Raw genomic sequence first — 10,862 nt, 5'->3', positions numbered from 1 at the left:
GTCGTGCTTCACCCTGAGGTCTATACTCATGGAAAACCTCCCATTTCCCGATGTCCAAGAAATGGGAGGCAGTTCACAGGCACCTTTGTGGTGGTTTTGCTTGGGCGGATGACTCAGGTTACAATACGCCTGACATATCGCCCCCTTCTCCGGATGGGGGCAGCGTAAGCGCTCTTGTGGCGGCACCGTAGGACTTTGAAGGTGGCCGCTGTGAGGGCGCTTTTTGATTAGACGCCCCCGCTCGGGCGCACGCTATGAAGGGAGAGCATATGAAGAGTTTCGTTGTCGAGGATTCGTTTTGGGAGCTGTTTCCGCAGGCGGCGGTCGGCGTCGTGGTCGTAAAGGGCATGAAACCCGCGGCGCAGATTCCCCAGGAGGACGTGGATGCGATCGCCGCGCTGCTTGACCGCGCCAACATCGATGCGGAGCGCCACCTGACAAGCGATACCATCAGCGAAAACGCGCCGGTCAAGGCATGGCGCGAGGCGTATCGCCTGTTCAAGACCAAGAAGGGCGCGCGTTGCTCAGTTGAGAACCTGCTCAAGCGCGTGCTCAAAGGCAAGCCGGTCGGCCACATTACGCCGGCGGTGGATATCTACAACACGATTTCGTTGACTTATGCGTTGCCCGTTGGCGGCGAAGATTTGCATGCTATTGAGGGCAATCTGCGCCTGGCGGTGACCGACGGCGGCGACGCGTTCTTGCCACTTGGCGAGGAGGCGGATGATCCGACGCTGCCCGGCGAGCTTGCCTATATCGATGATGCGGGCGCCGTATGCCGTTGCTGGAACTGGCGCGATGGCGTTCGCACGGCGCTGTCCGACGATTCGGCGGATGCATTTCTGGCGATTGAGTGCGTGGAGCCCGAGCGGATGGGGGATTGCCAGGCCGCAATCGATCGCTTAGCCGAGCTACTCGAGCGCTATCTGGGAGCGACGGTCGTCGTTAAGACCCTAGTGACCCGCGACAATCCCTGCGTGGAGCTATAGCGGCGCCTAGAACCTATTGATGCCCCAAACCACCACAAAGGTGCCTGTCCCCTTTGTGGTGGTTTTTATGTTGATGGGTTAACAAATGGGATGTTTGGGTATGGGTGTTCGCACATGCGGCTAAGATGTTTACCCGTTAGCATCATGTAAGCGAAAGGCGGTCGTCACCATGCAGTGGAACGACGAGACACGTTTTGAGGACTTTGTCGGACTGATCAGCGGCCTCTACAAGGAGATTCAGCGCATCAAGACGTCCGAAGGTGCAAGGCTGGGCCTCAAAGGCTCCGACGTCATGTGCCTGTACTATCTTGAGCGCAGCAAGGACGGCCTGACTGGCGCCGACCTCGCCCGCATGGCCGGCGTTACCCGTGCCGCCGTTTCGCGCACGCTGGCACATCTGGAGGAGGGCGGCTACGTCGAGGTCGATGATTCGGGTGATGCGGCCGTCAAGTACCGTGCCCCGGTGCGCCTGACTGCCCTGGGCGGCGAGAGCATGAGCGAGGCCGATCGCATCATTCGTGAAGTGCTCGACACCACCGGTAAGGCCATGGGCGTGGAGCAGCGCGAGCAGATGTACGCGTCGCTGCGTACGATTCTCAACACCCTGCGCGAGATCTAAGGCCGCGCTGGCGCTAGCTTTCAGCCAACAATTGCATCGTCCCGTTTGAGCGCGCATGCCGTGCCGGGATATTGTTGTCAAAATTCCCTGCGCGAGATCTGCGCAAGAAAGGATTCGCTATGTCCGTCCGCATTATTACCGATTCCGCGAGCGATATGACGCCGGCTGAGCACCCCGCGCTGCGTGTTCTGCCGCTGTCCGTCACCTTTGGCACCGACGTGTACATGGATGGTGTCGACATCGATCACCAGCGCTTTTACGAGATGCTCGTGGAGCGCGACGAGCTGCCCAAGACCGGTCAGGTCAACCCGTACGCCTTTTCGCAGGCGATTGCCGAAGCACGTGAGGCCGGCGATGAGGCCGTGATCATTACCGTGGGCGCCAAGCTTTCGGGCACCAACCAGAGCGCTCGTACGGCACTTGCCGAGGCGCCGGGCGGCGACGTGTTCGTCGTGGACAGCAATAACGTGACCTTGGGCGAGCGCGTGCTGGTCGAGTATGCGCTGCGCCTGGTGGACGAGGGCCGTAGTGCGGCCCAGATCGCGGCGGCGGTCGAGGCCGTCCGTGACCGTGTGGTGGTTATCGGCCTGCTCGAGACGCTGGAATACCTGGTGCGCGGCGGCCGCCTGTCTGCGGCGGCGGGCGCTGTGGGTACGCTGCTCAATGTGAAGCCGGTCGTGGCCGCCGAGGACGGCCTCATCGTGCAGTTGGGCAAGGCGCGCGGTTCCAAAAACGGTCGAAACCTGTTGAACCAGAAGGTCGAGCAGGCGGGCGGCATCGACTTTTCCATGCCGTTGGCGCTCGGCTATACGGGTCTTTCGGATGCGGTGCTCAAGAAGTATATCGAGGACAGTGCGGCGCTGTGGGCTGGCCACAGCGAGGGCGAGCTGCCCGTGCACACCATCGGCGCCACCATCGGTACCCACGTAGGTCCCGGCGCCGTAGCCGTAGCCTTCTTCCGCCCCGCCAACTAACCGACCTGCCATATACCACCACAAAGGGGGCAGGCACCTTTGTGGTGGTTTATGCTGGTTTCGGTTGAAAGGAGCATGCGATGGGATCTGAGGGCTTTTTTGAACGGGTGTACGAGGTAGTCGAGCAGATCCCTGAGGGGATGGTCGCCACGTATGGTCAGGTGGCGCTGCTTGCCGGTCGTCCACGAAGTGCGCGGTACGTGGGGTATGCCCTGCATAGCAATCCGCGCCCCGGCGAGATTCCCTGTCACCGCGTGGTGTTTGCCGATGGCCGCATTTGCGAGGGCTTTGCGTTTGGCGGCCCCGATGCTCAGCGCGAACTATTGCTGGGGGAGGGCGTGATGTTTGTCGACCCCATGCACGTCGACTTGGTCGCCTGTCGCTGGTCAGCAGGGCTCTAGCGGCTCTGCCGTGGCCAAAACCACCACAAAGGTGCCTGTCCCCTTTGTGGGGGTTTCCGTTGTAGGTTTACCGGGGTTAACTTATGGAGACGATGTGTTGGCGTATATTCTCGCCAGAAAGTAAACCACGGTGAACTATATTGGTTTCAGCAACGGAGTAGGCAATAGGCGATGAAAAAGCCTGCCCTGTTGAGTTTGATTCGCATTCCTCCCCTCTGTGCGATTCAACGGTGTACTTCGGGAACAGGCCCGCTGGCAACTAACTGCCAGCGGGCCTGTTCCTGTTTCGGGGAGAAATTTAATCTCACCGTCTATGTTGTGCGAAAGCGCTTTGCCTAGTACACCATGCCCATGGCGTCTTGAACCTCGGCCAGGGTCTGCTCGGCGATCTCGTTGGCGCGACGATTGCCCTCGTGCAGCACGTCCTTCACGTAATCCAGATCGTTCTCGTAGCGCTGACGACGCTCGCGGATCGGGGCGAAGTACTCGTTGACGGCCTCGGTCACGTACTTCTTGAGCTGGCCGGAGCCGCCCATGCCGATCTCCTCGGCAATCTCGACCTCGGAACGACCAGTGCAGATGGCAGCGGTCGAAAGCAGGCCGGACACACCGGGGCGGTTCTCGGGATCGAACGTAATCATGCGCTCGGAGTCGGTCTGGCTCTTCTTGATGCGCTTGGCCGTCTCCTCGGCGGTCATCGAGATGTTGATGGCGTTGCCGTAGCTCTTGCTCATCTTGCGACCGTCCAGGCCGGGCAGCAGCGGGGTCTCGGACAGCAGCGCGTCGACCTCGGGGAACACCTTGCCGTAGCGGTTGTTAAAGCGGCGGGCGATGGTGCGGGTGAGCTCGATGTGCGGCAGCTGGTCGCGGCCGACGGGCACCACATTGCCCTTGCAGAACAGGATGTCGCAGGCCTGGTGCACCGGGTAGGTGAGCAGAAGGCCGGTGAGCTCGTGCCCCGAGGCCTCCATCTCGGCCTTGACCGTGGGGTTGCGCGCCAGCTCGGCCTCGGACACCAGCGACAGGAACGGCAGCATGAGCTGGTTGGCGGCGGGCACGGCGGAGTGCGCGTAGATCATGGTCTTGTCGGGGTCGATGCCGCAGGCAAGGTAGTCCATGACCATGTTGTACACGTTGTCCTGGATGTGCTCGGTGGTGTCGCGGTCGGTGATGACCTGGTAGTCGGCGATGAGTACGTTGGTCCTGGCGCCCATGTTCTGCAGCTCCACGCGGCCCTTGAGGGTGCCAAAGTAGTGACCCAGGTGCAGACGGCCGGTGGGGCGGTCGCCGGTAAGCATGGTGAACTTCTCGGGCGTCTTGGCCAGGCCCTCGCGAATGGCGTTGCTCTTTTGCAGCGCGACTTCGTAGCTGTTCTCGTTTGGCATGATTGCTCCTAACGTTCGTTCGCAGGTTTTGATGATAACGCGTTTATTGGAGGGGCGGGGCGTAAGTAGGCGAGGGGCGGGAGAGGGGTGGCTTGTGCGATGGGCGCGGCGTGGCCGCGCTTGGCCAACGGTGCCTTGGCACATCCTCGGCAGCTTGCCCTAGAGCTTGTGGTGGCGCTCTTCTTTGCGCTCCTCGGCTGCCTGCTCCTCCTGCTTAAAAGCGGGGTCGTCGGGGGTGACCAGCTCATCTTCGTGCGTGCGCTTGTTGTAATGGTGGAGCAGCACGGGCTCAAATAGATGTAGATGCTTGGCGAAGGCCGCCGAGCCAATGGCGAGCACGGTAAAGATGAGCACGCGCATGGGCACCTCGACCTGGTTAATCGCGGCGGCGCCGGCCGAAAGCATGATGCACCAGGCATAGATGAGCAGCACGGCCTGTTTTTGGTTGTAGCCTTCTTGGATCAGGCGGTGGTGGATGTGGCCCTTGTCGGCCTGCCCGATGCTAATGTGGGCGCGCTTGCGGCGCACAATGGCGCTAAACGTGTCGATGATGGGCACACCGGCAACGATGAGCGGGATGATAAGCGAGGTGAGTGCGGCGGTGCGGCTCACGTTGAGCAGCGAGATGGAGCCCAGCGCAAAGCCCAGAAGCAACGACCCCGAGTCGCCCAAGAAGATACTTGCGGGGTTGAAGTTGTAGCGCAAAAAGGCCAGACAGGCGCCAAAGAGCGCAATGGAGAGCGCGGCGGCGTCGATGCGGCCCGAGAGAACAGCCATCGAAAACATGGTGAACGATGCGATGCCGCAGATGCCCGTGGCCAAGCCGTCGAGGCCGTCGATGAGGTTAATGATGTTGGTGAATGCCACCAGATAGATCACGGTAATGGGGTAGGCGAGCCATCCGAGCATGATCTCGCCGGGAGCAAACGGGTTGACGATGACGCCGATCCGCAGGCCGCCCATGCAGGCGATAAGCGCGGCGAGGACCTGTCCGGCCAGCTTTTGCTTGGGCGTGAGCTGGAAGACGTCGTCGATGGCGCCGGTCGCAAAGATAACGGTAAAAGAAAGCGCAAGTATGGGGTAGCTGATGTGCAGACGGGGGTGGGGCACCAAAACGGGCGGCCAACCCAGGTACCAGGTGCCTAGGATTTGCACAGTGCAGGCGACGACCAGGCCCAAAAACACCGCCGTTCCGCCCAAACGCGGGATGGGCTTGGTGTTGATGCGGCGCTTAGAAGGATAGTCGACGGCGTCGAGCTTGATTGCCAGGCGCTTGACCAGGGGTACCGTGAGGAAGGTCGTGATAAAGGCCGCCGCTGCCACGCATAGGTACGGTATGTAGCTCGGGGATGAAGCCATGAATCTAAAAACCGCCAAGCGTCGAAGGAAAAGGTCAGAAGAACGCCATGCGCAAAGGGCATAGCCGAACCATGATACTCGACCAAGGGGGGTGCATGGAATTGCACGCAGCGATAATCACGCGCTTACCAGATATTGGGATGTTGTCGATGGCTTGTCGGGATGCCGGCGTGGATCCATATGGATTGTAATGGCAATTTTCGGCAAAAGAAAACCACCCCCCACGTTACGAAAATGAACCCACCTAAAACAGGTGGGTGCCCTCATCGACTGTTCCAGCGTCCTTAACAACGAAGGATACCTGTACTAGGTACGACTGTGTGGGCTCCCTAAATAAACGCGACGGTTCACCCAGTTGCTCCGCGGGGGGCGGAATACCTACATCATAAAGCGGCACTTTATCGATTCCAGTCTTGACATTACAAAAATCGTGTCGGACGATTACGGCGCCTTGGGCTCGAGCCGTCTGTGGGGTTGATCCCTTTACGTTTGAGCTGCTGAATCGTTGTTTTGGAGCATGGTTTTATGCCGACGTCGTTGACCGAACTTTTTTCGCCCGCCTGCCATTTGTGTCCGCGCCGTTGCGGTGCGGCGCGCGATGAGGGCGCGCACGGCGTCTGCGGTGCTAACGACACGCTCAAGGTGGCCCGCGCCGCGCTTCATATGTGGGAGGAGCCGCCTATCTCGGGCGAGGCCGGTTCGGGCACGATCTTCTTTAGCGGCTGCTCGCTCAAATGTATCTACTGCCAGAACCACGAGATCTCGACCGGCAATTTTGGCCTTGAGATTTCGCCTGAGCGCCTGGTCGAGATTATGCTGGAACTGCAGGACCAGGGCGCCAACAATATTAATTTGGTGACGGCGACGCACTACGCGCACCTGCTGCCGGCTGCGATTGCCGCGGCACGGGCGCGCGGGCTGGTCATCCCAATCGTCTACAACACGAGCGGTTATGAGCGCGCGAGTGCCGTGGCGGCGCTCGGCGATCTGGTCGATGTATGGCTTACCGACTTTAAGTATGCCGATGCGGGGCTTGCGCAGTCGCTCTCTCATATTCAGGACTATCCGCGTGTGGCTGTGTCAGGCCTGGCTCAGATGGCGCGCGAGATCGAGCGCCGCGGGGGAGAGCTGGTGGACGAGGACGGGCTCATGAAGCGCGGCATGATCGTGCGTCACCTGGTGCTGCCGGGGCATGCGGACGATTCGTGTCGCGTGCTGGACCTGGTGTGGCAGACGGTGGGCGATGTGCCGATCTCGGTCATGAACCAGTACACGCCCAATGCGCTCATGCGCGAGCAGGGCGGCGACCTGGCACGTGCGGTGACGCGCGAGGAGTACGAGCAGGTGCTCGATCATGCCGATGACCTGGGCTTTACGACGATGTTCTGGCAAGAGGGCGGTGCGGTAGATGAGAGCTTCACCCCGGCCTTCGACACCACCGGCGTCCTTACTAGAGCAAGGTAGTGCGTTTGCCGATGATTTCCTGGGACGGGGATTAAAAAATCATCGAGAGGATTGCTTGCTCGAAAGGTAGTCAAAATGGTCCCGTCTCAAAAAGACTGGTTATTGGGCGTTGACAGTTGGCGAGCCGTAGGTAAAATATCAACTTGTCCTGGGGACGTAGCTCAGTTGGGAGAGCGCTGCCGTCGCATGGCAGAGGCCGAGGGTTCGACTCCCTTCGTCTCCACCCTTGGATTTGATAAGCCGCTGACATTGTGTCGGCGGCTTTTTTTAAAAAGAAAGGGCTGTACTATGGCCGAGCTTGAGTCCCAACCACTGTCTGCCGAGGAGCGCGCCGAGTTGGAAGAGCTCCGCGCCGAGAAGGCCCGCCGCGAGGCTCAGGAAGAGGCTCGTCGCGAGCGTGAGGAGCTGGCTGCTTTGCGTGCCGAGCGCGCGAAGGCCGAGGAGGCCGCCGCGAAGGCCGCATCTGCACCGGCGCCCGTGCCCGCACCCAAACCCGCCGCCGCGAAGCCTGCGCCTGCCGCTCCCAAACCTCAGCCCAAAAGAGCCGCTCACCCCAAGCCCGTCGAGCCCAAGCCGAGCCGTGATGAGATGACCTTTGCCCAGCGCATGGTCACCTCCAAGGAGTCTACGGGTGAGAATGAGATCCCCGGCATGGCTCCGGCTCAAAAAATCATCATCGTGCTCGCCTTGGTCGCATTTGTCGTCTTTATGGGTTACACGATCTTGACCAGCATGGGCCTGCTCTAGCCGATTCGCGCTGGGCGCCATGCCTTAACACTCCGCCTTTGTCTAACCCTCAACTTCTGCACAACGCATCCGAAAGGTCGCCCCATGGCTTTGACCGACATCTCGCATCCCACCGACATTGCAATGCTCACCGATCTGTACGAGCTCACTATGGCCCAGGGCCTGTGGGAGAGCGGCAAGGCCAATGAGCAGGGTTGTTTTACCGCGTTTTACCGCGACCATCCCTTTGGTAGCGCCTACGCCGTCATGTGCGGTACCGCCGAGCTGCCCGAGCTGGTCGAGAATCTGCGCTTTACGCCCGAGGATATCGACTACCTCGCCTCGCTTCAGGCTCCCGCCGGCGGCGCGATGTTCAAGCCTGGATTCCTTGACTACCTGCGCGATTTTCGTGCGCATGTAAACATCGACGCCGTCCCCGAGGGCGAGCTCGTCTTTCCGCGCGAGCCCATGGTGCGCGTCACCGGCCCCGCGCTGGAGTGCCAGCTGCTCGAGACGGCGCTGCTGAACATCGTCGGCTTCCAGACACTTGTTGCCACCAAGACGGCGCGCGTGGTGCTCGCCGCCGACGGTCGCCCCGTGGCGGAGTTTGGCCTGCGCCGAGCCCAGGGTCCCGATGGCGGCCTGGCCGTTGCGCGCGCGAGCTACGTTGCCGGCTGCTCCTCTACGTCCAATGTGCTCGCCGGCCGCCGCTACGGTATTCCCGTCTTTGGCACACATGCGCACAGCTGGGTGATGAGCTTCGATTCCGAGCTCGAGGCCTTCCGTGCCTTTGCCAAGTCGAGCCCCAAGAACTGTACGCTGCTCATCGACACCTATGACGTGCGCGAGGGCTGCGAGCATGCCATTACGGTTGCCAAGGAGATGGAGGCGGTGGGCGAGCGTCTATCGGCTATTCGCATCGACTCCGGCGACCTCGCCAAGCTCTCCAAGTATGTGCGCGGTCGTTTTGATGCCGAGGGCCTGCCCTATGTGGGGATCTCGGTTTCTAACGATCTGGATGAGTACACGATTCAGTCGCTGCTCGACCAGGGCGCGCCCATCGACAGCTTTGGCGTGGGTACCAAGCTCGCGACCTGCTATGACCAGCCGGCGCTGGGCGGCGTGTACAAGCTTTCCGCCCGCCGTGCGAGCGAGGCAGATCCATGGACGCCGGTGGTCAAGCTCTCCGAGCAGCCCTACAAGCGCACGATCCCGGGCGTGCAACGCGTGCGCCGTTATTACGACGGCTTTGGCGGCCCGGTCTGCGACATGATCTACGACGAGGACCATCTGGCGGGGGAGGGCGCCGCGCGCGGCAATACCCTCGTGGCCGTGAATGATGCCGCCCTGGTGACTGACGTGTCCGAACTTGAGTATCGCGAGCTGCTGGTGCCGATCGTGCGCGATGGCAGTGCGGTGGCTCCGCGTGAGAGCATCCAGGACGCGCGCGAGCGCTGTGCTTGGGCGCTCGATCATCTGGACGCAGCTTTCAAGCGCTTCCTGTACCCGCAGACCTATGTGGTGGGCATGGAGCAGGGCCTGGCTCAGGTGCGCGACGAGCTCGTACGCAAGAACATGGCCGCGGCCTCTGCTTTTCCCTGGGCTCACTAATTCCTTGGGCGGTAGGGGCGAGTCACGCTCCCTTGGCCGCCAGCTCGGCCGTTCGCTGAACAGTTGATTGGTTTGACGTATGACGACTTCTTATAAAACGATGGTGGTAAAGATCGGTTCGTCCACGGTGGTGGGTGCCGATGGCAAGGTCAACCGCGCCTTTATCGGCGGACTTGCCGATCAGGCCGCAGCGCTGCGCAAGCTCGGCTGGCGTCTGGTCGTGGTGAGCTCGGGCGCTATCGCCTGTGGCTATCCCGTGCTGGGCTTCGAACGCAAGCCGGTCGGTGACCTGCCGAGCTTACAGGCTTGCGCCTCGGCCGGTCAGTGCATCATCTCGTCGGCCTACGACGAGGAGTTCCATGCGCGCGACCTGCTCACCTCGCTCGTACTGCTCACGCGCCACGACACGGCCCGCCGCACGTCCTACCTGCATGCGCGCGACGCCCTGCTGCGCCTCGTGGAGCTTGGCGTGGTGCCGGTCGTCAACGAGAACGATACCGTTACCGTCGATGAGATTAAGTTTGGCGACAACGACACACTGGCGGCGCTTGTGAGCTGCCTGGTTTCTGCCGATCTGTGCGTGACGCTCTCGGACATCGATGGTCTCTATACTGCCAATCCGCATGAGGACCCCACGGCCGAGTTTGTTCCTGTCGTGCATAAGATCGATGCCAAGATTATTGCCTCGGCGGGCGATTCTTCCACATCGGTGGGAACGGGCGGCATGATTACCAAGATCCGCGCGAGCCGCATCCTGATGACGGCGGGCATTCAGAGCGTGATTTGCTCGGGCGAGGAGCCCGATGCGCTCGTGCGCCTCGCCCGCGGCGAGAGCGTGGGCACGCTGTTCGATCCGCCGGCGGAGCGTCTGGACATCGCATCCCGCAAGCTGTGGATCGCACTGGGCGACAAGGCGCATGGCTCGGTGACGGTCGATGATGGTGCTGCGAAGGCGCTGGTTAGCCGTGGCTCTTCCTTGCTTGCGGTGGGTATTCGCGAGGTCGATGGCCAGTTTGCCGAGGGCGATGTGCTCGATGTGTGCGATCCGAGCGGTATGGTCGTCGCCCGCGGTATCGCCGAGGCCGATTCGGACGTGCTGGAACTTGCTGCCGGTCGCCGCCAGGACCAGATCGCCAGCAACCGCCTGCTCGCTAACCTGGCCGAGAAGCCGGCGATACACAGGGATAACTTGATCGTATTTGCATAAAGAAAGACAGCACTGCGGATCGTTTCCCGCAGCGCTGTCTTTCTCGTGCCGGCACTTGGGGACGTTCCTTTTAATATGAGCAGGACATTGTCAAGAGGCAAAATCGGGCCTGGCCCCAACGATATGG

10 protein-coding genes and 1 tRNA gene are annotated in these 10,862 nt (G+C 61.3%); 9 read left to right on the top strand and 2 right to left on the bottom strand.

Translation table 11 applies throughout. From position 1 onward, the window contains the following. Positions 1-269: 269 nt before the first annotated feature. The 4 genes from AB5Z54_RS09630 to AB5Z54_RS09615 all read left to right on the top strand — a co-directional run bounded on the left by AB5Z54_RS09630 (position 270) and on the right by AB5Z54_RS09615 (position 2,983). Entirely contained in the window at positions 270-989 is a 720-nt protein-coding gene (locus AB5Z54_RS09630) for a B3/B4 domain-containing protein (RefSeq protein ID WP_368161373.1), read from the top strand. A gap of 169 nt (positions 990-1,158) precedes the next feature. Next, a complete protein-coding gene (locus AB5Z54_RS09625) occupies positions 1,159-1,608 on the top strand; it encodes a MarR family winged helix-turn-helix transcriptional regulator (RefSeq protein ID WP_217751042.1) in 450 nt (149 codons plus the stop codon). Positions 1,609-1,727: 119 nt separating this feature from the next. Further along, positions 1,728-2,582 (top strand): DegV family protein, encoded by an 855-nt coding sequence (locus tag AB5Z54_RS09620; protein WP_368161371.1) that lies wholly within the window; start codon positions 1,728-1,730, stop codon positions 2,580-2,582. Between the two features lie 80 nt (positions 2,583-2,662). Then, positions 2,663-2,983, top strand: coding sequence for an MGMT family protein (locus tag AB5Z54_RS09615; protein WP_368161369.1), 321 nt, complete (start codon positions 2,663-2,665; stop codon positions 2,981-2,983). 335 nt (positions 2,984-3,318) lie between these two features. On the opposite strand, the gene trpS is transcribed toward AB5Z54_RS09615, so the two are convergent. Further along, a complete protein-coding gene (gene trpS, locus AB5Z54_RS09610) occupies positions 3,319-4,368 on the bottom strand; it encodes a tryptophan--tRNA ligase (RefSeq protein ID WP_152067982.1) in 1,050 nt (349 codons plus the stop codon). A gap of 159 nt (positions 4,369-4,527) precedes the next feature. After that, a complete protein-coding gene (locus AB5Z54_RS09605) occupies positions 4,528-5,727 on the bottom strand; it encodes an MraY family glycosyltransferase (RefSeq protein WP_195363218.1) in 1,200 nt (399 codons plus the stop codon). 525 nt (positions 5,728-6,252) lie between these two features. On the opposite strand from AB5Z54_RS09605, the gene AB5Z54_RS09600 reads away from it, so the two are divergent. The 5 genes from AB5Z54_RS09600 to proB all read left to right on the top strand — a co-directional run bounded on the left by AB5Z54_RS09600 (position 6,253) and on the right by proB (position 10,735). Then, a complete protein-coding gene (locus AB5Z54_RS09600; protein WP_368151907.1) occupies positions 6,253-7,191 on the top strand; it encodes a radical SAM protein in 939 nt (312 codons plus the stop codon). 150 nt (positions 7,192-7,341) lie between these two features. Next, positions 7,342-7,414: transfer RNA gene (locus AB5Z54_RS09595), tRNA-Ala, on the top strand. 65 nt (positions 7,415-7,479) lie between these two features. Beyond that, positions 7,480-7,938 carry a hypothetical protein gene (locus tag AB5Z54_RS09590; RefSeq protein ID WP_368151176.1) on the top strand — a complete coding sequence of 153 codons (459 nt, stop codon included), beginning with the start codon at positions 7,480-7,482 and terminating at the stop codon, positions 7,936-7,938. Between the two features lie 84 nt (positions 7,939-8,022). After that, a complete protein-coding gene (locus tag AB5Z54_RS09585; protein WP_117583751.1) occupies positions 8,023-9,528 on the top strand; it encodes a nicotinate phosphoribosyltransferase in 1,506 nt (501 codons plus the stop codon). 79 nt (positions 9,529-9,607) lie between these two features. Further along, positions 9,608-10,735: a glutamate 5-kinase gene (gene proB / locus AB5Z54_RS09580; RefSeq protein ID WP_368161367.1), complete on the top strand. Its 1,128-nt coding sequence runs from the start codon at positions 9,608-9,610 to the stop codon at positions 10,733-10,735. Positions 10,736-10,862: the final 127 nt, after the last annotated feature.

Origin of the sequence: Collinsella aerofaciens (assembly GCF_040910185.1) — a bacterium.
Taxonomy (GTDB): domain Bacteria; phylum Actinomycetota; class Coriobacteriia; order Coriobacteriales; family Coriobacteriaceae; genus Collinsella; species Collinsella aerofaciens_BF.
Note: the sequence above shows the minus strand (reverse complement) of the source record. Positions and strands in the feature narration are given on the sequence as shown.

Bases quoted from the DNA above. Each gene is read 5' to 3' on its own strand.
- AB5Z54_RS09630 (WP_368161373.1), top strand. From the start codon at position 270: ATGAAGAGTTTCGTTGTCGAGGATTCGTTTTGGGAGCTGTTTCCGCAG.
- AB5Z54_RS09605 (WP_195363218.1), bottom strand. From the start codon at position 5,727: ATGGCTTCATCCCCGAGCTACATACCGTACCTATGCGTGGCAGCGGCG.
- AB5Z54_RS09615 (WP_368161369.1), top strand. From the start codon at position 2,663: ATGGGATCTGAGGGCTTTTTTGAACGGGTGTACGAGGTAGTCGAGCAG.
- AB5Z54_RS09620 (WP_368161371.1), top strand. From the start codon at position 1,728: ATGTCCGTCCGCATTATTACCGATTCCGCGAGCGATATGACGCCGGCT.
- AB5Z54_RS09590 (WP_368151176.1), top strand. From the start codon at position 7,480: ATGGCCGAGCTTGAGTCCCAACCACTGTCTGCCGAGGAGCGCGCCGAG.
- AB5Z54_RS09585 (WP_117583751.1), top strand. From the start codon at position 8,023: ATGGCTTTGACCGACATCTCGCATCCCACCGACATTGCAATGCTCACC.
- trpS (WP_152067982.1), bottom strand. From the start codon at position 4,368: ATGCCAAACGAGAACAGCTACGAAGTCGCGCTGCAAAAGAGCAACGCC.
- AB5Z54_RS09600 (WP_368151907.1), top strand. From the start codon at position 6,253: ATGCCGACGTCGTTGACCGAACTTTTTTCGCCCGCCTGCCATTTGTGT.
- proB (WP_368161367.1), top strand. From the start codon at position 9,608: ATGACGACTTCTTATAAAACGATGGTGGTAAAGATCGGTTCGTCCACG.
- AB5Z54_RS09625 (WP_217751042.1), top strand. From the start codon at position 1,159: ATGCAGTGGAACGACGAGACACGTTTTGAGGACTTTGTCGGACTGATC.